Genomic DNA, 20,303 nt, shown 5'->3' with positions numbered 1-20,303 from the left:
CCCGGATCAACGCGCCAGCAGGGTGCGGGCCAGTTCCAGGTCGCTCTGCTGCTGTGCGGCGGTGCTCTGCTCGCGCAGGTGGACCAGCGCCGCCTGCAGGCGGGCGCCACGGATCTGGCCGTCGCTGGCGACGAACGCAGCCGCATCGTCGCGCGCAGCCAGTACCACCTTGTCATCGCCCGAGCTGCTGCCCGACGAACCGGAGGACGCACCGGTGGCCGAGCCGGCCGAAGTGCCAGCGAAGCTGGAAGCGAAGCCGGCCAGCGGCAGGGACAGCAGGGCAAGCAGCAGAAGCGGACGGGTCATCGGTTCGAAGCCGGTTGTGAGAATGCGTGGAGCGTAACGGGTACGTGAAGGATTTGCCCGACTCAGAGGTCGAACAGCTTGCCGGGATTCAGCCGCGCTTGGGGATCGAACGCGCGTTTGACCGCCTTCATCAGCGCGATCTCAGCCGGCCCGCGGGTGCTGTCCAGGTAGCCCTTCTTGACCAGACCGATACCGTGCTCGGCCGAGATGCTGCCATCGAAGCGGGCCAGCACCTGTGCCAGCAGCTTGGTTACGTGCTCGCATTGCGCCACGAAATCAGCGTCACTGGTGTCGTCGGGTTTGAGCACATTGATGTGCAGATTGCCGTCACCGATATGGCCGAACCAGACCACGTCGAAATGCGGATAGGCCTGCCCGATCAGCGCCTGGGTCTCGGCCAGGAACGCCGGCATCGCCGAGATCCGCACTGAAACGTCGTTCTTGTAGGGTTTGTAGCGCGCCAGCGATTCGGTGATGCCCTCGCGCAGGCGCCACAGCTGCGCGGCCTGGGCGTCGCTGGCACTGATCACGCCGTCGCTGACCCAGCCATTGCCCATGCAGTCCTCGAAGGCCGCCATCGCCGCCGCTTCCTGAGCCTCGTCGCCGGCCGCGAACTCGGTCACCACGTAATACGGGTGCACTTCGTCGAACGGCGCCTGTGCGCCATGTGCCAGCACGTGCTCCAGTGCCCGGTCGGTGAAGAACTCGAAGGCCTGCAGCTGCAGGCGCGCGCGGAACGCGGCAAATACCTGCATCAGCACGTCGAAGCTGGGCAGTGCCAACAGCATCACGTTGCTGGCCGGCGGAGGGTCGGTCAGCTTCACCGTCGCCTCGACGATCACGCCCAGCGTGCCTTCCGAGCCGATCAGCAGCTGGCGGAAGTCATAGCCGCTGGAGTTCTTGATCAGGCCCTTGTTGAGCTCCAGCAACTCGCCATCAGCCGTGACCACCTTCAGCCCGGCGATCCATTCGCGGGTGTTGCCGTAGCGGATCACGCGGATGCCGCCGGCATTGGTGGCGATGTTGCCGCCGATCGTGCAGGACCCGCGCGCGGCAAAATCCACCGGGTAGATCAGTCCGTGGTCCAGCGCAGCGTTGTGCACGGCTTCCAGCGGCATGCCGGCCTGCACCACCAGGGTGCGATCGACCGCGTGGTAGGCCAGCGCCTTGTTCATACGTTCCAGGCTGAGCACCAGCTCGCCGTTGGCAGCCACCGCGCCGCCCGACAGGCCGGTGCGGCCACCCGACGGCACCACCGCCACGTCTTCGGCTGCACTCCAACGCATCACCGCCCGCACTTCCTCGACCGTGGCCGGCAGCGCGATAGCCAGCGGCGCCGGCGTCCAGCGCCGTGTCCAGTCGCGCCCGTAATGTTCCAGGTCGGCCGGGTCGGTCTTCAGCTTCAGGCCGGGACAGGCCTGCTGCAGCGAGGCAATGCGGGAATCGGTCATGACGGTCCAGCGCGGTGCGTGAAGAACGGGCAAGCGTGCCAGCGGCGCGCGCCAGCGTCCAGCCCTGCAGCGGCCCAGATAGCTACGGATGCAACCAATTGCGCACTGCACCATGGGCGACACGATCTGGCATAGTGGTCAGCCCCTGTCCCACTGGCCGTGTCGCCCCATGTCGCCGAAGAAGACCTCGTTCCCGAAGCAGGATATCCGCGTGCTGTTGCTGGAGGGGGTCAGCCAGACCGCCGTGGAGGTGTTCAGCGCCGCCGGCTACAGCCAGATCGAAGCGCACACCAAGGCGCTGCCCGAAGACGAACTGAAGGCGCGCATCGCCGAGGCACACATCGTCGGCATCCGCTCGCGCACCCAGCTCAGCGCCGAAGTGCTGGCCGAGGCCAAGCGTCTGATCGCGGTGGGCTGCTTCTGCATCGGCACCAACCAGGTCGACCTGGACGCGGCCGAACTGGCCGGCATCCCGGTGTTCAACGCGCCCTACTCCAATACCCGCAGCGTGGCCGAACTGGTGATCGCCGAGGCGATCATGCTGACCCGCGGCATCCCGCAGAAGAACGCCGAATGCCACCGCGGCGGCTGGTCGAAGTCGGCCAGCGGCAGCCACGAAGTGCGCGGCAAGACCCTGGGCATCATCGGCTATGGCCACATCGGCACCCAGGTGGGTGTGCTGGCCGAATCGCTGGGCATGCAGGTGATCTTCCACGATGTGGAAACCAAGCTGTCACTGGGCAATGCCCGGGCCGCGGCCAGCCTCGACGACCTGCTGGCGCGCGCCGACATCGTCACCCTGCACGTGCCGGAGACCCCGTCCACGCAGTGGATGATCGGCAGCACCGAGCTGGCGAAGATGCGCAAGGGCGCACACCTGATCAACGCCGCGCGCGGTACCGTGGTCGACATCGATGCGCTGGATGCAGCCCTGGCCAGCGGCCACCTCGGCGGCGCAGCGCTGGACGTGTTCCCGGTCGAGCCGAAGGGCAATGGCGATATCTTCGAATCGCCACTGACCCGCCACGACAACGTGATCCTGACTCCGCACGTGGGTGGCAGCACGCTGGAAGCACAGGACAACATCGGCATTGAAGTAGCGGCCAAGCTGGTGCGCTACAGCGACAACGGCAGCACCCTGTCGGCGGTCAACTTCCCGGAAGTGACCCTGCCCGAGCACGCCGATAGCCTGCGCCTGCTGCACATCCACCAGAACGTGCCGGGCGTGCTGTCCAAGGTCAACGAGATCTTCTCGCGCCACAACGTCAACATCGACGGCCAGTTCCTGCGCACCGACCCGAAGGTGGGCTACGTGGTGATCGATATCACCGCCAGCGAGGAACAGGCTGCTGCGGTGCGCGACGAGCTGGCCGCGATTCCGGGTACGCTGCGCACGCGCATCCTGTATTGACGCGGATCCCGCCGTGCACTTGTAGAGCCGAGCCCATGCTCGGCTGCGGTTCCGGCCCGCATTGAGCCGAGCATCGGCTCGGCTCTACAGGTTGCTAGCGCGCCAACCAGCGGCGCGCCATGCGCTGCATGGATTCATCCGATTGCGGATCGACCGCGACCTCATCGACCGACCGCCAGGCCAGGTCGAGTGACTCCTCGCTGAGCACGAAGACCTCGCCACCCAGCGCCCGGATCACGAAACGCACGTCGTAGTGCCAGTGCCCCGGCACGTCCTTGCGCTCCGGAATCCAATGCTTGTCGATATCGAAGATGGCCGGGTCTTCCAGCACCAGGCCGCTCAGGCCCGACTCCTCCTCGGCTTCCTTCAGCGCCACCTGAGCCAGGTCGCGGTCGCCGTCGGCGTGGCCGCCCAACTGCAGCCAGCGCTGCAGCTTGCGGTGGTGGGTCAGCAGCAGGCGCTGGCCATCGGCACTGACCAGCCAGCAGCTGGCGGTGAAGTGGCCAGCCAGCCGTTCACGACGGAACGGATCTTCCGGATCGTCCAACAATGTGCCGAATTCGGCAGCCAGTGCGTCGTGGGCGGGCTCGCGGCGGGCATAGTCCCGCAGCAGGCCACGCAGGCGATCGTCAAGCACGGCAAGGGTTTCGGCGGTCTGGCTCATGAATGGGCGGCGTTTGGAAAAATACTGCTCATTATCGCCGTTCATTGTTGCGATTGCGCTTGTGCGTTGGCTTCAGCTTTGGCTAAGGTACAGCGGGCCGTTCGCGCGGCCTTCACCATTCCAGGGTTGCCGGCAACGTATCGGCGGCCCACCCAATCCGATCACTAGGAAGTACTGCATGCTGAAAGCTCTGTTGAGGGTCAAGCCGGTTGAACCGGCCGGGCACGTCGATGCTGGCGAACCCATCGAAGGCAGCCTGGACGGCGAAGCCACGTTGAAACGGACCCTCACGGCTAAACACCTCATCCTGCTTGGCGTGGGTGCGGTGATCGGCGCAGGCATCTTCGTGCTGACCGGCCAGGCTGCGGCCAACCACGCCGGCCCGGCAGTGATGCTGTCGTTCGTCATCGCCGGTTTCGCGTGCGCCCTGGCGGGCCTGTGCTACGCCGAGTTCGCAGCGATGATGCCGGTCTCCGGCAGTGCCTACTCCTATTCCTATGCCACCCTCGGCGAAGGCATGGCCTGGTTCATCGGCTGGTGCCTTGTGCTGGAGTACCTGTTCGCCTCGGCCTCGGTCGCGGTGGGCTGGTCGGCGTACCTGATCAGCTTCATCACCACCACGTTGCACATGCCGTTCCCGGATGCGCTCAGCGCAGCTCCCATTGCCTGGACCGGCAGCGAGTTCATCGCCTCGGGCAAGCTGTTCAACCTGCCGGCGGTGCTGATCGTCGCGGCGGTGTCCGGCCTGCTGTACGTGGGCGTGACCCAGTCGGCCTTCGTCAACGCGATCATCGTGGCGATCAAGGTCACCGTCATCTGCCTGTTCATCGGCATCGGCGCGGCCCACATCGATCCGGCCAACTGGCAACCGTTCATCCCGGAAAACACCGGCGTGGCGGGTGAGTTCGGCTGGAGCGGCGTGTTCCGTGCGGCAACGATCGTGTTCTTCGCCTACATCGGCTTCGATGCGGTCTCCACCGCCGCCGGCGAAACCAAGGACCCGCAGCGCAACATGCCGATCGGCCTGCTCGGCTCGCTGGCGGTATGCACCATTGTCTACATCATCGTCTGCGCGGTACTGACCGGCATGATGCCGTACCACCTGCTGGGCACCGACAAGCCGGTAGCCACCGCGCTGGAGCCCTACCCGACCCTGGCCTGGCTGAAGACGCTGGTCGAGATCGGTGCCATCGCCGGCCTGTCCTCGGTGGTGCTGGTGATGATGATGGGCCAGACCCGCATCGCCTACACCATCTCCCGCGACGGCCTGCTGCCGAAGTTCTTCGGCAAGGTACATGCCCGCTTCCGCACCCCGTACGTCGCCACCATCGTGGTCGGCGTGATCGCCGCCGCACTGGCCGGCCTGGTGCCGCTGAACGTGCTGGGCGAACTGGTGTCGATGGGTACCCTGCTGGCCTTCGCCACGGTCTGCATCGGCGTGCTGGTACTGCGCTATTCCAAGCCGGACCTGCACCGCCCGTTCCGCGTGCCGGCGGTGTGGATCATCTGCCCGCTCGGCGCGGCCACCTGCCTGTTCCTGTTCTGGCAGGCGTTCGTGGTGCATTGGCACCTGTTCGTTGGCTGGACCCTGCTCGGCCTGCTGATCTACCTGGGCTACGGCATCCGCAACAGCAAGCTGGCCAAGTCCTCCTGATCCGCCTACGGGCCGGCCCTGCGCCGGCCCGTCCGTTTTCCCCGCGCGCCCGTTGCGGCGCGCTTCGACAAGACCACCACACATGTTCAAGCAACTGTGGGCCACCAAGCACCCGCATGCCGCCCATGAAGACGCCAACGGCCTGAGCCTGCGCCGCCACCTCGGCCCGTGGGGCCTGACCGCCCTCGGCATCGGCGCGGTGATCGGCGGCGGCATTTTCGTCATCACCGGCCAGGCCGCCGCCAATCACGCCGGCCCGGCCATCATGCTGTCCTTCGTACTGGCGGCGATCTGCTGCGCCTTCTGCGCGCTGGCCTATGCCGAATTCGCCTCGATGGTGCCCGTCTCCGGCAGCGCCTACACCTATACCTACGCCACCTTCGGCGAGCTCTCTGCCTGGTTCATCGGCTGGATGCTGGTGCTCGAGTACGGCGTCTCCGCCTCGGCGGTGGCGGTCAGCTGGACGGGCTATTTCCTCAGCCTGCTCAGCCAGTTCGACATCCATCTACCGGCGGCGCTGGTCAGCGCGCCACTCGACGCGCAGCTGCGCCCGACCGGCGCGATCGCCAACCTGCCCGCCGCCGCACTGGTGCTGCTGCTGACCTGGCTGTGCTACGTCGGCATCAGCAAGTCCTCGGCGATGAACATGGCGATGGTCGTGCTCAAGACCGGCCTGATCGTGCTGGTCATCGTGGTGGGCTGGAAGTACGTGGACACCAGCAACTGGACCCCGTTCATCCCCGCCAACGAAGGCCCCGGCAAGTACGGCATGGAAGGCGTGCTGCGTGGTGCGGCGATGGTGTTCTTCGCCTACATCGGTTTCGAGGCGGTATCGGTGGCGGCGCAGGAGTCGAAGAACCCGCAGCGCGACATGCCGTTCGGCATGATGCTGTCGCTGGTGATCTGCACCGTGCTGTACATCGCGATGGCCGCAGTGATGACCGGCCTGGTGCCGTTCCAGCTGCTGGGCACCGACGAGCCGGTGGTGACCGCGGTGGCCGCGCATCCGCAGCTGGGCTGGTTGCGCTGGGTGGTCGAGGTAGGCGCACTGGTCGGCCTGTCCTCGGTGGTGCTGGTGATGATCATCGGCCAGCCGCGCATCTTCATGATCATGGGCCGCGACGGCCTGCTGCCGCCGGTGTTCACCAAGATCCACCCGAAGTACCGCACCCCGCACATCAACACCGTGATCACCGGCATCGGCATCGCCCTGCTGGCGGCGCTGTTCCCGCTGGACATCCTCGGTGAACTGACCTCGATGGGCACGCTGATCGCGTTCGCGGCGGTCTGCGCGGGCGTGCTGATCCTGCGCCGCACCCAGCCGGACCTGCCGCGTCCATTCCGCATGCCGATGGCGTGGCTGATCTGCAGCCTGGGCGTGCTGAGTTGTCTTGCCCTGCTGTCGGCGATGACGATGCACAACTGGATGCTGATGGGCGTGTGGACGTTCGTCGGCTTCGTGATCTACTTCTGCTACGGCTTCAGGCACAGCCGCCTGCGCGGGAAGTAAGGTTTTCTGCATTGCAGGGCCTGCGGCCCTGCACCCGCTGGGGCAACAGCAACAGCAACAGCGGGTCTGAAGGTTTGGCGGGGAGGGGTGAGATTGCGGGGGACGCTGCAAGTACGTCCCTGTAAGCTCGATCGCCGCATCCATGCGGCTCACGCCCCCGCAATCTCACCCCTCCCCGCCCACGACAGCGTCCTGGCGCGTCCAGTAGATCCACGCCATGCGTGGATGAAGCGTTCCGGGAAATGAATGTTCGGGGACGAATCTGCTGTAGAGCGGAGCCAAGCTCCGCTCCGAGCAAGCGGGGCGAAGCGACCCGCTTCTGCCTTTCTTTCTTCAATCCGTGGCTGGCCGCACGGAATCTGTCCGTGGCCGGTCGGGTGGGCTGTGCAGGGGTGTCCGCGGCATGGATGCCGCGGCCAAGCCCCCAGGGATGGGTTCACGGCGTCCCCTGCACAGCCCACCCGACCGGCCAATCCATGGAATCTGCTTCTGGCACCCAGCCACGAGGGGCTCAGCCGTTGGCCGAATCCAGTAAAATCGCCGGCATGAACGCCCCCACCTTCCCGTACGACACCGCGCGCCTGAGCGAACTGGCCCAGCTGCTGATCGACAACGTCCGCGAACTGGCCCACGCCGGCTGGACCCCGGCCACCAGCAGCAACTTCTCCCACCGCCTGGACGACCGCCACGCCGCGATCACCGTCTCCGGCAAGGACAAGGGTCGCCTGATCGAGGACGACATCATGGTAGTGGACTTCGACGGCCAGGCCGTCGGCCGTCCGCTGCGCCCGTCTGCCGAAACGCTGCTGCACACCCAGCTGTATCGTCGCTTTCCCGAGATCGGCTGCGTACTGCACACCCACTCGCCGGTGCAGACCATCGCCTCGCGCCTGTACGCGCCGCAGGGCCACATCCGGGTCGAAGGCTACGAGCTGCTGAAGGCCTTCGCCGGCAACAGCACCCATGAGATGGCCATCGATATTCCGGTGTTCGCCAACACCCAGGACATGAACGTGCTTTCGAAGCAGGTCGATGACCTGCTCGACCGGCAGAACCTGTGGGGGTACCTGATCGACGGCCACGGCCTGTATGCCTGGGGCCGCGACATGGCCGAAGCGCGCCGGCACATGGAAGCCTTCGAGTTCCTGCTGCATTGCGAGCTGGAGCTGCGCAAGCTGCGCGGCTGAACCCGCGCGCAGGTGCAGATGCCGATCCGGAATCTGCACCTCGTGCCCACCCTGCTACCCTGTCTTCCCCCCGAGACGTTCAAGCTGCCGCCATGAGCCGACTGCGCATCTACGACGACACCCGCCCCGAATCGCCGCTGCTGGACACCCAGGACGGCGCGGTCATCGCTGCCGAACTGCAGAAGATCGGCGTCACCTTCGAACGCTGGCAGGCCACCGCGCCGGTCGCGCCGGGCGCCAGCCAGGATGAGGTGTTCGCCGCTTACCGCGCCGACATCGATCGACTGGTCGCCGAGCGTGGCTTCAAGAGCGTGGACGTGGCCTCGATCGCCCCGGACAACCCGAACCGCGCCGAGCTGCGCAAGAAGTTCCTCGACGAACACTTCCACAAGGAAGACGAGGTGCGCTTCTTCGTCGCAGGCTCCGGCCTGTTCACCCTGCACGTGGGCGACAAGGTCTACGAGATCGAGTGCGTGAAGGACGACCTGATCGCCGTACCCGATGGCACCACCCACTGGTTCGACATGGGCGATGAGCCGAGCTTCGTGGCGATCCGCTTCTTCACCGAGCCGGATGGCTGGGTCGGTCACTTCACCGGAACCGACATCGCGCAGAAATTCCCCCGTTACATTCCGACCCAGGCGTCCTGATCCATGCAGCCCCGCGTCATCCTGACCGATATCGAAGGCACCACCAGCAGCATCTCGTTCGTCAAGAACGTGCTGTTCCCCTATGCCCGCAAGGCCTTGCCCGCGTTCGTCGCCGAACACGGCCAGCAGCCGGAGGTGCGCCGCTGGCTGGATGCGGTGGCTACCGAGATCGGCGGTGCCTGCCAGGACAGTCTGGTAGCCGAGACGCTGCAGGGCTGGATCGACCAGGACCGCAAGCACACCGCACTGAAGGCGCTGCAGGGCCTGATCTGGAACGAAGGCTACCGCCGCGGCGAATACACCGCGCACTTCTACCCGGAAGTGGCGCCGGTGCTGAAGGGCTGGCACGCCTCCGGCCTGCCGCTGTACGTGTATTCCTCCGGCTCGGTGCCGGCGCAGAAGCTGTTCTTCGGCTTCAGCGACGCCGGTGACCTCAGCCCGCTGGTGTCGGGCTGGTTCGACACCGAAATCGGCGGCAAGCGTGAGGCCGACAGCTACCGCCGCATCGTGCAGGCCATTGGCGTGCCGGCCGGCGAGATCCTGTTCCTGTCAGATGTGGTCGAGGAACTGGACGCCGCCCGAGACGCCGGCCTGCAGACCCGCCTGATCGATCGCCTGGATGACTACCCGCTGCCGCGCACCGGCCAGGCCGCCAACGGCCACGAGCGCGTCGAGAATTTCCAGCAGATACAGCTGTAAGCAGGAAGGTGTGCGGACCAACGGTCCGCACCTACCCGACTCCGCTTCTGGTAGATGCCAACCTTCGTTGGCATGCTCCTGGTGTGCCAACCAAGGTTGGCACCTACCAAAGCGGAATACCCCTCAACGGTCGTTGAGGGTCTTCACCTTCAGCGCTTCGCGCAGGGCAGCCAGGTCCACCGGGCCGCGAACCGCAATGTCGCGGGTTTCGCCGGGCAGCAGGTCGAGCAGGTTGTCTTCCACCTGCACGTCCAATGCACCAAAGTCGATCCACGCCGAACGCACGTAGGCCGAGCTTTCCAATCGCAGACGATAGTGGTCGCCTTCAATGGACAGGCTGGCCTTGAGCTTCTGCCGCGGCAGGATCTGGTCCTTGGCTTCGACGAATCCGACCACCTGGCGGGCACTCACCGCCCCGTTCTGCAGCAGCTCGAACACCGCCACGGTGCGCTTGGGGTCGGCACCGGCCAACAATTCGGCATCGCGGAAATCACCGATCGAGGTGACACCGGCAGCGGCCAGCGTCACCGCTTCCCCGCGACGACGCAGCACCTGACCGTCAACATCCATCACCCGCAACCGCCAGCGCGCATCCAGCGCGGCCTCGTCATTGAGCAGGCGCACCCGCGTACTGCCCTCATCACGCAATGCCGCCAGCGTGACCGGCGCGAAGAAGCGCCGCGCGGCGAAGTGCAGCGCCTTCCAGCGACCGAAGTAGTCCACGCTGGACCATGAAGCACCTGGCCAGACGTCGTTGAGCTGCCAGTACAGCGAGCCCATCGTGTACGGCCGCGAGGCGCGATGGTGCAGCGCCGCCAGCGCGATGCCATCGGCCTGCATCACCTGGCTCAGGTAGACGAAGTCCTCGAAGTCTTTCGGCGTGCCATAGCCCAATTCAATGTAGTGCAGCAAGCGGCTGTTGCCCTCGCCCGCCATGAACTTCTGGTGCGCGCGGATCACCGGGCTGTCGATGCGCTGCTCGGCGCGGGTGGCGATCTGGTCCACCGTCGCCACCGACGGCCATGCCTGCAGTCCATATTCGGACATGAAGCGCGGGGTCTCACGCAGGTAGGCCTGCACCGGCAGTGCCGGATTGCCCCAGACCTGCCAGTAGTGCTTGTCGCCTCGGGTGGAATCGTTCGCCTTTTCATCCAGGTCGTTACTGGGCGAGCTGGACCAATACGGCACGCCCAGCCCTTCCTCACCCACTACCTGGCGCAGATCATTGCCGAACAGGTCGAGATAGCCCTGCCAGACCTTCGCCGCAAATGCCGGGTCGGCCGCCTTCAGGTCGCGGCCGTGGCCCCAGTCCTTCCAGGCGGTTTCTTCCTCGTTGTTGCCACACCACAGCACGATGCTGGGGTGATGGCGCAGCCGGCGCACGTTGTCGCGCGCCTCGGCCACCACGCTGGCACGGAAGGCCGGATCGTAGCCCGGCTGCATGCCGCCGCCGAACATGAAGTCCTGCCAGACCAGCAGGCCCAGCTCATCGGCGATGTCGAAGAATGCATCTTCCTCGTAGTAGCCGCCGCCCCAGTTGCGCAGCATGTTCATGTTGGCGTCGCGCGCGGCGGTCAGCACCTGGCGCAGTCGTGCGGCATCGACACGTGCGGGGAAGGCATCGAACGGAATCACGTTGGCGCCCTTGGCGAAGATGGGCACGCCATTGATGACGAAAGCGAAGCCCTGCCCGCCCTTGCCGTCTTCCTCGCGGCGCAGTTCAACCGTGCGCAGGCCGATGCGCTGCTCGCGCGGCAGTGTTGCATCGGCGCCACCGTCCAGGCGAGCCTGCACGGTATAGCGGTCCTGCGCACCATGGCCCACCGGCCACCAGCGGCGCGGCGTGGCCAGCTCAACCGGCAGCTCAACCGTGTTCTGGCCGGGCTTCAGCAGCACCGTGCGTTGCACCTGGGCCACGCTGCGTCCGTGCGGATCGCGCACATCGACATTGACCACCGCAGAACCGGCAGCGCTGCCCTGCTCCACCTGCAGCAGCACCGCCAGCTTCGCCTGCTCCGCGCTCAATGCATCGGTACGCACGGCAAGATCGGTCAGGCGGTGCGCGTCCCAGGCCTGCAGTTCGACCCCGCGCCAGACGCCGGCGGTGACATAGCGCGGGCCCCAGTCCCAGCCGAAGTGATAGGCCGGCTTGCGCGCGAAGTTGCCGACCATCGCGTCTTTGGGCTCATCACCATAGGGTGAAGGATAGTTACCAGCAATCTTGTGCGGCAGCGCCTGCACACCCGGCAGCAGGGTGCGGATCGGTGAACGGAACACGATCTGCAGTTCATTGTCCTTGGCGCGCAGGCGTCCCTCCACGCGCGCTCGCCAGGTACGGTGCGCATTGTCCGCGCGCAGCAGCGGCTTGCCGTTGAGCCTGACTTCGGCATAGGTGTCCAGCCCATCGAAGCGCAGCTCGGCATTGGGCTTGGCCAGCGTCGCCGCGTCCACGTCGAAGCGGGCGCGGTATTCCCAATCGGCCAGGCCGATCCATTGCAGCTCGGCCTCGGGTGCACCGACGTACGGATCGCGGATCAGCCCATGCGCCAGCAGGTCGGTGTGCACGCTGCCCGGCACCTTCGCGGCCCGCCATTGCTGCAGGCCCGGGTGGGCTGCACCCTGGGCGTCGCCGGGCAGCATGCGGAATTCCCACTGCGCCTGCAGCGGGGCTGCAGCCAACGGGAAGGAAATGGCTGCAATCAGCAGCAGGAGCAGACGGACAACGAGGGAAATGCGATGCACGTGATGCTCCTGTTTTCCGCCGGGCGCGGCCCGGCGCTACCGATTCCGATTCATCATGCGTACGGCGCTACGCGCCTCAACGCACGACGTTCAACACTTCGTAGCACGCACCCATGGTGTGGTAATCCACCTTGCCGGCCGGACTCTTCTCGTCGCTGTACTTGCGGTTGTCGGCATCGAGGATGCGGAACCAGGCGCCGTACTGGTGATCGACGAAGTGCTCCCAGGAGTACGCCCAGATGCGCTCGTACCACTGCCAGTAGCGATCATCACCGGTACGCTTGGCCATCAGCGCGGCGGTCGCCAGCGTCTCGGCCTGCACCCAGAAGTACTTGTCGTCGTCGCAGACGAAGCTGTCGCCGCCGATCGGCGCGCCATCCATGCCGGGCTGGCGGCGCGATTCGGGAGCGAAGCCGTAGTACAGGCCGCCCCGGGCGTCGTCCCAGCTGCGTGCGACGGCGACGTCGAACAGGTGCTGCGCGGTCGGCACCAGCCAGTCGGCCTGCACGTGACGATCGAGGATCAGCAGCAGCTTGGCCCACTCGGTCTGATGGCCGGGCTGGAAGCCCCACGGGCGGAACAGGTGCTTGGGGTCGTCCAGGTTGTAGTCCCAGTCGATTTCCCAGTTCACATCGTAATGTTCCCAGACCAGGCCACCGGCCTTGGCGGCCTGGCGGCGGGTCATGTTGTCGGCCAGCTGCAGCGCGCGCTCGACATAGCGCTGCTCGCCACTGGCCTCGAACGCCGCCAGCATCGCCTCGCACATGTGCATGTTGGCATTCTGGCCGCGGTAGCCGGTGAAGTTCCACTGGCCGTCAGCCTCGTCCTTGTACAGGCCGTGCTGCGGCTCCCAGAAGCGCGCTTCCAGCAGCTGCCAGGTCTCGTCCATCCACTCGCGGGCCTGCTCGACACCGGCCTTCAGTGCGCAGCTGTAGGCCAGCAGCACGAAGGCCACGCCGTAGCAGTGGTTCATGTAGTCCTCGACCTTGCCGTCGCGCAGGGTCCAGGCATAGCCGCCGGTGGCCGGGTTGCGGTGCACCTCGCGCAGGTAGCGCACGCCATGCTCGACGGCCTCCCTGTACTCGGCATTGCCGAACTCACGGTAGGCCATCGCGTAGTTGAAGACGAAACGGGTACTGCTCACCAGGTGGCGGTGGCTGGCATCGTAGATGCTGCCGTCATCGCGGAAGTAGTGGAAGAAGCCACCGTTCGGATCGATGCAGCGCGGATGGTAGAACGCCATCGTGTCGGCGATATGCGCGCGCAGGAACGCGGGCGAACGGAAATCGGGCGGGATGTTCATGCAGTAATGTCCTGTGCCTGCAGCAGCTGCTGCACTTCATCGAGCGAGGGCATCGCGGCGAACGCGCCCTTGCGGGTAACCGCCAGCGCACCCACGGCGGCGCCGAAGCGCAGCGTGGCGGCGATCGCGTCCGGGTCCTGGCAGAACGCGGCGAAACCCGCGCCCGCCCCACCGCGCTGCAGCAGGCCGACCAGCAAGCCGCCGACGAAGGCATCACCGGCCGCCGTGGTGTCGACCGTAGCTACGCGGAAGCTGGTGACCATGCCGTGGTTGTCACGGGTGTACCAGTGCAGAGTGGCCGCACCATCGGTGACGATCACCCAGCGCGCCTGCGCGGCCAGCAGGCGACGCAGCACCAGCGCCTCGCCGTCATCGCCGAGCGGTGCTGCCAGGTAGTCCAGTTCCTCGCGCGACAGCTTGACCAGGTCGGCACGTTCCAGCGCCTGCCACAGGCGTGGCGTCGGATCCTCGTTCGCCGGCCACAGGGCCGGACGCAGGTTGAGGTCCAGGCTGACCACCGCACCGGCGGCGCGGGCGCGGTCCATCCCGGCGAAGGTCGCTTCGGCGATGGCCGGCTCGGTCAGGCTGTTGGAGCACACGTGGAAGCACTGTGTGCCGTCGAAGCACGCGGCCTGGAAGTCGCTGTCACGGAACAGCAGGTCGGCCGCCGGCGGGCGGTAGAAGCTGAAGCTGCGCTCGCCGCTGGCATCCAGCGCGACGAAGGCCAGCGCGGTCTTGGCCGCGTCGGTGCGCACGATGTAATCCGTGCCCACGCCGTGCTCGACCAGGCTGTCGGCGAGGAAGTCGCCGAACATGTCACGGCCCAGCATGCCGACGAACTGGGTCTTCGCGCCCAGCCGCGCAGCCGCTACCGCGACGTTGGCCGGCGCACCGCCGGCGTACTGCAGGAACGCGCGCGGCGTGTCGGCCGAGGCCGGCGGCTGCGCTAGTAGATCGATCAAAATTTCGCCGAAGCAGACAATGGCACCCATTCCGGACTCAGCCTCCCTGCGTTGCGGAAGCCGGCGTACGCGCGCCGACCAGTCCGTAGAAAATGATGTAGCCGTAGCACAGCAGCGGCAGGATGAAGCTGGCCTGCACGCCGATGTGGTCGGCCAGCACGCCCTGCAGGTACGGCACCACGGCGCCGCCGACGATGGCCATGATCAGCAGGCTGGAACCCTTGTTGGTCAGCGGGCCCAGGCGCTCGATGCTCAGCGCGAAGATGGTCGGGAACATGATCGAGTTGAACAGGCCGATCGCCACCACCGAGTACAGCGCAACGCTGCCGGAGGTCAGCATGGTCGTGGCCAGCAGCGCCACGTTGACCAGCGCGAAGATCGCCAGCAGGCGGCTCGGCGAGAAGCGCGCCAGCAGCGCCGAGCCCGCAAAGCGGCCGATCATCGCCATCGTCCAGTAGGCCGACACGTAGTGGGTGGCTTCCTGCTCGCTGAAGCCGCCGATGCTCGGCATCGACAAGTAGTTGACCAGGAAGCTGCCGATCGACACTTCGGCGCCGACGTAGAAGAAGATGCCCAGCACACCCAGCAACAGGTGGCGCTTGCGCAGCGCATCCAGATAGCTGTGGTGGTGGCCCTGGTCGGCCTGCTCGGTGGCGTCGCTCAGCGCCGGCAGGCGGAACAGGAACACGAACAACGCCAGCAGCACCAGCGCCACTGCCAGACCCACGTACGGGCCCTGCACAGCCTGCGCCTCGGCGGCGCGGTAGGCCAGCTGCTCGGCGGCCGGCAGCGCGCTCAGTTCATCGGCGCTCTTGACTGTGTTGGACAGGATCAGCATGCCGCCGAAGATCGGCGCAATGGCCGTGCCCAGCGAGTTCAGCGCCTGCGCCAGGGTCAGGCGGCTGGAGCTGGTCTGCTCCGGGCCCAACAGTGCGACGTAGGGATTGGCAGCGACCTGCAGCACGGTAATGCCGGTGGCCAGCACGAACAGCGCGCCCAGGAAGGCGCCGTACACGCGCAGCTCGGCCGCTGGCCAGAAGCCCAGCGCGCCGATACCAGCAATCACCAGGCCGGCCACGATGCCCTTCTTGTAGCCCAGCGCCGCCACCAGGCGACCTGCCGGCAGCGACATCAGGAAATAGGTGCCGAAGAAGGTGAACTGCACCAGCATCGCCTTGGCATAGTTCAGCTCGAACACCGCCTTCAGGTGCGGGATCAGGATGTCATTGAGGCAGGTCAGGAAGCCCCACATGAAGAAGATCGTGGTGACCACGGCCAGCGCCTTGCCGTTGGTGACGGCGGGTGCGTTGCCCGAAGAACCCGATGGACGGGGCGTTGCGGAGATCGGCATGCGGTACGCGCCTCGATGCGCGGAAGGTCGTTGTTGCGTGGAAGGGGTGTATGGAAGGAATCAGTTCGGTCGTGCGGCACTGCTTTCGCGGATGCGCAGCTGCACCGGCGCGACCGTGCGCCGTGGCGGCGCGTCCGGTTCGTCCAGTCGTTGCAGCAGCAGCGCGGCAGCCTGCCGGCCCCGCTCGCGCGGGTCAGCGGTGAGCGTGGTCAACGGCGGCACCGCCACCGACGCTTCGGAAATATCATCGAAACCGGTAACGGCAAAGTCACCGCCCGGACGGATGCCACGCGAATTCAAGCCCAGCATCAAGCCCAGCGCGACGGTGTCGTTGTAGCAGACCGCTGCACTCGGCCGATGGCCGTCGGCAAACAGCTCATCGGTGCGCGCCGCAGCTTCCAGGCGGTTCGGCGCCGACTCGATCATCCAACCCGGCGGCAACGACAGCCCAGCCTCGGCCAGCGCCTGCTGGAAACCGGCGCGGCGCTGATGGCACGAACTGGATGCCGCGTGGCCACCGAAGAAGGCGATCTGGCGATGGCCGCGCTCGATCAAGTGGCGCGTGGCCAGGTAGGCGCCGTGCTGGTTGTCCAGGGTCAGGAAGTCCCAGTCGGCCCCCTCCAGTTCGCGGTTGAACAGCAGCACGTTGGCATTGGCACCCAGCGCCTGGCGCAGCAGCGCGGTGTCACTGCCTTCGGCCGGCGACAGGATCAGGCCGGCCGGGGTGTGTTCCATCAGTGTCGAAAGCACCGCCTGCTGGCGCTCCGGCGATTCACCCGTGCTGCCCAGCAGGGTCACGTAGCCGCGCCCGCCCAGCGCCTCGTCCACGCCCGAAGCGAATTCGGCGAAGAACGGGTTGGACAGATCGTTGATCACCAGCGCGATGCTCGACGAGGTCCGCCGGCGCAGGTTGGCAGCGGCGCGGTTGTAGACATAGCGCTGGCGGCGCAGTTCGGCCTCGACCTTGGCGCGGGTATCAACGTTGACCAGCGGGCTGCCGCGCAGCACCAGCGACACGGTTGCCCGTGACACGCCGATGGCACGCGCGATGTCGGTCACCGTCACCGCCTTGCCGGCGCGCTTGCTGGGACTGCTGCCGTTGTCGTTCATCGTCTTCCCGGACTCCGCTGGATGCTCAAGCCTAATGGATCAGGGCCCTGTCGTGCCGTGCCGTTCGCTGGGTGACCGCGAACGGCACAGTCCGTCTCAGCGCAGCTGGCTGCCCGGTGCCGCGCACCAGGATACCGGCAGGTCCTTCACCGCCGTGCCCCAGCCCTGCTCCGGCGCCTTCGCATCGAGCGCGAACTGCAGGCGCGGGCCCTGCTGCAGGCGGTTCCAGTCCAGCCACACCGGTGCATGCGCCTGGCCATCGACCTGCACGCCCTGCACGTACTGCAGGCGGCGGCCATCGGCGCCCGGCGCATCGATGCGCAGGGTGCGGCCATTGCCCATGTCCACCTCCACCTTGCTGAAGCGCGGCGTGTGCAGCAGGAACTGGCCACTGCCCGGCACCGCCGGGTACACGCCGATGGCACTGAACAGGTACCAGGCCGACATCGTGCCGAGGTCATCGTTGCCGGTCACGCCATTCGGTGCATTGGTGAACAGCTGCTGGGCAGCGCGCACCACGGCGGCGGTCTTCCACGGCTGGCCGATCAGCGTGTACAGCCAAGGCGAGTGGAGGTCGGGCTCGTTGTTCGGGTTGTAGCGGAACTGGTTGTAATAGCTGTACGGCCCGACCACCCACTCCTTGCGCGCGGCATTGAGCGGATCGGCCTGCAGCGCGTCCATCGCGAAGAATGCATCGAGGCGGCGGCCGGCCTGTTCGCGGCCGTCCATCGCTTCGACCAGGCCCGGCACGTCCTGCTGCGCCAGCCACTGGTACTGCCATGCCGTGCCTTCATGGAAACCGTGGTGCGAGCGCGGGCTGTAGTGGCCATCGGCCGGCGTATACCACTGGCCATCTTCGGTACGCGGGCGCGGGAAACCGGTGAAGCCGGTCTCGGCGTCACGCACCTGCGGATCCCACACCTTGCGCCAGTTGCGGCCGCGCTCACGCAACGTCGCCGCGTCCTGCGCATGGCCAAGCCCATCGGCCATCTGCGAAAGCGCGCAGTCGGCCAGCGCATATTCCAACGTGGCCGAGCCGCCGTGGTGCGGATCAACGTCCATGCCCTTGGACGGGAACGCGCGGTCGTAGACCACGTAGCCCTTGTCCAGGTAGGTCGGGTTGCCGGAGCGACCGGCCATGCGCGAGTTCAGCGGCGGCGTACCGAACGCATTGCGACGCAGCGCATCCCACGCCTGCGATTCACGGCCCTTGAGCGCACCGAAGCGCCAAAGATCGACCATGAACGGCGTGACCGGATCGCCGGTCATGATGTTGGTCTCGAAGTTGGCATAGCCCCAGCGCGGCAGCCAGCCACCCTGCTCGTCGATCGCCAGCAGGGTGCGGCCGATGTCCCGCGCCACGTCCGGGCGGGTCAGCGCCAGCCACTGGTTCTGCGCGCGGTAGGTATCCCACAGCGAGAAATACTCGTAGTACGTCCAGCCATCGGCGCGATGGATGCCATCGTCATAGCCGCGGTAGCGGCCGTCGGCATCGTTGCCGGTCATCGGCTGCAGCAGCGCGTGGTAGACCGCGCTGTAGAACACGGTGCGATCGTCGGCGGTGCCGCCCTGCACGCGCACGCGGCCCAGCTGCTCGCGCCAGGACTGCTGGGACAGCGCGCGCATGCGGTCGAAGCCGAGCAGCGCCCCACCCTGCATGCCCTCCGCGCGCAGGTTGGTGCGCGCGCCTTCGGCATCCACGTGCGAGATCGCGCTGACCGCCGTCACCGACTGGCCCTTGCCGAGATCGAAGCTGAGCCAGGCACCGTTCGGCTTCTGCTCGCCTTCCATGCTGTGGCGCGCGCCGGGCAGGCCACCGCCCTCGCCCCAGGTGCCATGCGCCTTGAACGGACGGTCGAACTCGATGCGGAACCAGGTGGTGTACTGGTGGCCGCCACAGAAGCTCTTGGTGACCAGCTTGCCTTCGACCACGCGGTCGCCGACCACGTCGACCACGCTGCCGATCACCGAATGGCGCTCGTTGGCCTGGCCGACGTTGACCAGCACGTGGCCATCGCCACTGCGCTGGCTGAAGGTGTAGCGCTCGGCCGCAGCACGCGTACGTGCAGTCGCCTCCGCATCAATGCCGCCGTAGCTGGTCAGCCGCACCTTGTAATAGCCCGCTTGGCCGATCTCGCCGTCATGGGTGTACGACGCGGCGTAGGCTTTATGGTCAAACTTCTTCGCATTGCCAGTATCGAAATCGCCGCCCGGACCGATCGAGCCCGTGACCGGCAGAACCGACACCTGGCCGCCCTGCTCCCAGCAGCCGGCGCCGGAGATGAAGGAGTGGCCGAAACCGCGGATCTTCTCGTCGTCGTAGCGCCAGCCCGAATAGTGGCTGCCGATCGGGCTGACCTGGATCAGGCCGAACGGCGCCGATGCGCCCGGGAACGTGTTGCCATCGTCCTTGCTGCCGATGAAGGTGTTGACCTCGCGCTCCAGCGCAGCCGGCGCCGCCTGCAGCAGCATCGGCGCCGCCGACAGTGCGAGCAGGCAGGCCAGGCGCACCAGCGGGCGCGTGGACAATGGGACGGCGGGAGCGGACGGCACTGGACGCATGTCGGGTTCCTGTAGTCGATGACGCGGAGGCAGACGGCCGGGGCCGTCCGACACCGTTCCGCTGAGCCCTGCCCTGACCTGCAGAGAGCTCCCCCTGGAATGACGCCCGACCCACCAGACCGTGAATTTAGATCGATTCAAGTAGAGCATGCAGGTTCAGCCGAATGCATTCTGCGGCGCAGCATGAGAGAGGGTGTTCGGCAGGGCTGCGCCCTGCACCTGCCGAAGCCGAAGCAACAGCAAAAGCCGGCTGTCCGTGGGATGGCGGGGTGGGTCCGGTTGCAGGGGGCGCCGTAAGTACGTCCATGTAGGCTCGGTCGCCGCATCCATGCGGCTGACGCCCCCGCAACCGGACCCACCCCGCCTTCGACAGATCTCCGCGATCTGCGGTAGATCCACGCCATGCGTCGATCAATCTCTGACAGATAACGAAATCAATCGGGGTCAGATCCGTTTTCCAAAGGAAAACGGATCTGACCCCACGACCCCATGTCGTTCCAGGATCAATCCAACCGCCACCGTGAAACGGTCGAAGGCGGGGCCGTGTCGGATTGCGGGGTGTCCGCGGCATGGATGCCGCGGCCAAGCCCCCATGGACGGGTTTACGGCGTCCCCGCAATCCGACACCGCCCCGCCCAACACACAGACAACCCAGAGCCGCTTTGGCTTTGGCTTTGGCTGTTGCCCTGGCTCACAGCAGGTGCAAGGCGCAGCCCTGCCGACCCACCCTCCCCTGCGCAC

The 20,303-nt window shown here is 66.6% G+C and carries 15 protein-coding genes; 6 read left to right on the top strand and 9 right to left on the bottom strand.

What is annotated here, in order from left to right; translation table 11 throughout:
• Window positions 1-6: 6 nt before the first annotated feature.
• Both DI041_RS02650 and DI041_RS02645 read right to left on the bottom strand, forming a co-directional pair.
• Window positions 7-306: a DUF2388 domain-containing protein gene (locus DI041_RS02650; RefSeq protein ID WP_046983720.1), complete on the bottom strand. Its 300-nt coding sequence runs from the start codon at window positions 304-306 to the stop codon at window positions 7-9.
• Window positions 307-368: 62 nt separating this feature from the next.
• A complete protein-coding gene (locus DI041_RS02645; protein WP_136639673.1) occupies window positions 369-1,757 on the bottom strand; it encodes an FAD-binding oxidoreductase in 1,389 nt (462 codons plus the stop codon).
• Window positions 1,758-1,926: 169 nt separating this feature from the next.
• Here DI041_RS02645 and serA point away from each other — a divergent pair, with 169 nt between their 5' ends.
• Window positions 1,927-3,168, top strand: a complete 1,242-nt coding sequence (gene serA, locus DI041_RS02640; RefSeq protein ID WP_046983718.1) for a phosphoglycerate dehydrogenase — start codon at window positions 1,927-1,929, stop codon at window positions 3,166-3,168.
• A 94-nt stretch (window positions 3,169-3,262) separates the two neighbouring features.
• On the opposite strand, the gene DI041_RS02635 is transcribed toward serA, so the two are convergent.
• A complete protein-coding gene (locus DI041_RS02635; RefSeq protein WP_136639674.1) occupies window positions 3,263-3,877 on the bottom strand; it encodes an NUDIX hydrolase in 615 nt (204 codons plus the stop codon).
• Window positions 3,878-4,010: 133 nt separating this feature from the next.
• Between DI041_RS02635 and DI041_RS02630 the strand changes: the two genes are divergently transcribed.
• The 5 genes from DI041_RS02630 to mtnC all read left to right on the top strand — a co-directional run bounded on the left by DI041_RS02630 (window position 4,011) and on the right by mtnC (window position 9,532).
• The gene (locus tag DI041_RS02630; protein WP_006363814.1) at window positions 4,011-5,486 is read left to right on the top strand and encodes an amino acid permease; all 1,476 of its coding nucleotides are present in this window, start codon (window positions 4,011-4,013) and stop codon (window positions 5,484-5,486) included.
• Between the two features lie 82 nt (window positions 5,487-5,568).
• Window positions 5,569-6,996 (top strand): amino acid permease, encoded by a 1,428-nt coding sequence (locus DI041_RS02625; RefSeq protein WP_032128776.1) that lies wholly within the window; start codon window positions 5,569-5,571, stop codon window positions 6,994-6,996.
• A gap of 545 nt (window positions 6,997-7,541) precedes the next feature.
• Window positions 7,542-8,183, top strand: coding sequence for a methylthioribulose 1-phosphate dehydratase (locus DI041_RS02620; protein ID WP_136640002.1), 642 nt, complete (start codon window positions 7,542-7,544; stop codon window positions 8,181-8,183).
• Window positions 8,184-8,275: 92 nt separating this feature from the next.
• Window positions 8,276-8,833 (top strand): 1,2-dihydroxy-3-keto-5-methylthiopentene dioxygenase, encoded by a 558-nt coding sequence (locus DI041_RS02615; RefSeq protein ID WP_049467060.1) that lies wholly within the window; start codon window positions 8,276-8,278, stop codon window positions 8,831-8,833.
• Window positions 8,834-8,836: 3 nt separating this feature from the next.
• The gene (gene mtnC, locus DI041_RS02610; RefSeq protein ID WP_136640003.1) at window positions 8,837-9,532 is read left to right on the top strand and encodes an acireductone synthase; all 696 of its coding nucleotides are present in this window, start codon (window positions 8,837-8,839) and stop codon (window positions 9,530-9,532) included.
• A gap of 123 nt (window positions 9,533-9,655) precedes the next feature.
• Here mtnC and DI041_RS02605 read toward each other — a convergent pair whose 3' ends face one another.
• The 6 genes from DI041_RS02605 to DI041_RS02580 all read right to left on the bottom strand — a co-directional run bounded on the left by DI041_RS02605 (window position 9,656) and on the right by DI041_RS02580 (window position 19,562).
• Window positions 9,656-12,274, bottom strand: a complete 2,619-nt coding sequence (locus DI041_RS02605) for a beta-mannosidase (RefSeq protein ID WP_136640004.1) — start codon at window positions 12,272-12,274, stop codon at window positions 9,656-9,658.
• A gap of 76 nt (window positions 12,275-12,350) precedes the next feature.
• Window positions 12,351-13,577, bottom strand: coding sequence for an AGE family epimerase/isomerase (locus DI041_RS02600; RefSeq protein ID WP_136640005.1), 1,227 nt, complete (start codon window positions 13,575-13,577; stop codon window positions 12,351-12,353).
• A complete protein-coding gene (locus tag DI041_RS02595) occupies window positions 13,574-14,569 on the bottom strand; it encodes a carbohydrate kinase family protein (RefSeq protein WP_136640006.1) in 996 nt (331 codons plus the stop codon). The genes DI041_RS02600 and DI041_RS02595 overlap by 4 nt, the downstream gene beginning before the upstream one ends.
• 7 nt (window positions 14,570-14,576) lie before the next feature.
• Window positions 14,577-15,890: an L-fucose:H+ symporter permease gene (fucP, locus tag DI041_RS02590; protein WP_100468323.1), complete on the bottom strand. Its 1,314-nt coding sequence runs from the start codon at window positions 15,888-15,890 to the stop codon at window positions 14,577-14,579.
• A gap of 60 nt (window positions 15,891-15,950) precedes the next feature.
• Entirely contained in the window at window positions 15,951-17,000 is a 1,050-nt protein-coding gene (locus DI041_RS02585; protein ID WP_014037023.1) for a LacI family DNA-binding transcriptional regulator, read from the bottom strand.
• 96 nt (window positions 17,001-17,096) lie between these two features.
• A complete protein-coding gene (locus DI041_RS02580) occupies window positions 17,097-19,562 on the bottom strand; it encodes a GH92 family glycosyl hydrolase (RefSeq protein WP_136640007.1) in 2,466 nt (821 codons plus the stop codon).
• Window positions 19,563-20,303: the final 741 nt, after the last annotated feature.

It is taken from the genome of Stenotrophomonas maltophilia (assembly GCF_004920835.1).
Taxonomy (GTDB): Bacteria; Pseudomonadota; Gammaproteobacteria; order Xanthomonadales; family Xanthomonadaceae; genus Stenotrophomonas; species Stenotrophomonas maltophilia_AQ.
This window is presented reverse-complemented; position numbering and strand designations above follow the sequence as displayed.

What these genes read in the sequence shown, in the direction of transcription:
- DI041_RS02650 (WP_046983720.1), bottom strand. Translation starts at nt 306, where the DNA reads ATGACCCGTCCGCTTCTGCTGCTTGCCCTGCTGTCCCTGCCGCTGGCC.
- DI041_RS02645 (WP_136639673.1), bottom strand. Translation starts at nt 1,757, where the DNA reads ATGACCGATTCCCGCATTGCCTCGCTGCAGCAGGCCTGTCCCGGCCTG.
- serA (WP_046983718.1), top strand. Translation starts at nt 1,927, where the DNA reads ATGTCGCCGAAGAAGACCTCGTTCCCGAAGCAGGATATCCGCGTGCTG.
- DI041_RS02635 (WP_136639674.1), bottom strand. Translation starts at nt 3,877, where the DNA reads ATGAACGGCGATAATGAGCAGTATTTTTCCAAACGCCGCCCATTCATG.
- DI041_RS02630 (WP_006363814.1), top strand. Translation starts at nt 4,011, where the DNA reads ATGCTGAAAGCTCTGTTGAGGGTCAAGCCGGTTGAACCGGCCGGGCAC.
- DI041_RS02625 (WP_032128776.1), top strand. Translation starts at nt 5,569, where the DNA reads ATGTTCAAGCAACTGTGGGCCACCAAGCACCCGCATGCCGCCCATGAA.
- DI041_RS02620 (WP_136640002.1), top strand. Translation starts at nt 7,542, where the DNA reads ATGAACGCCCCCACCTTCCCGTACGACACCGCGCGCCTGAGCGAACTG.
- DI041_RS02615 (WP_049467060.1), top strand. Translation starts at nt 8,276, where the DNA reads ATGAGCCGACTGCGCATCTACGACGACACCCGCCCCGAATCGCCGCTG.
- mtnC (WP_136640003.1), top strand. Translation starts at nt 8,837, where the DNA reads ATGCAGCCCCGCGTCATCCTGACCGATATCGAAGGCACCACCAGCAGC.
- DI041_RS02600 (WP_136640005.1), bottom strand. Translation starts at nt 13,577, where the DNA reads ATGAACATCCCGCCCGATTTCCGTTCGCCCGCGTTCCTGCGCGCGCAT.
- DI041_RS02595 (WP_136640006.1), bottom strand. Translation starts at nt 14,569, where the DNA reads ATGGGTGCCATTGTCTGCTTCGGCGAAATTTTGATCGATCTACTAGCG.
- fucP (WP_100468323.1), bottom strand. Translation starts at nt 15,890, where the DNA reads ATGCCGATCTCCGCAACGCCCCGTCCATCGGGTTCTTCGGGCAACGCA.
- DI041_RS02585 (WP_014037023.1), bottom strand. Translation starts at nt 17,000, where the DNA reads ATGAACGACAACGGCAGCAGTCCCAGCAAGCGCGCCGGCAAGGCGGTG.
- DI041_RS02580 (WP_136640007.1), bottom strand. Translation starts at nt 19,562, where the DNA reads ATGCGTCCAGTGCCGTCCGCTCCCGCCGTCCCATTGTCCACGCGCCCG.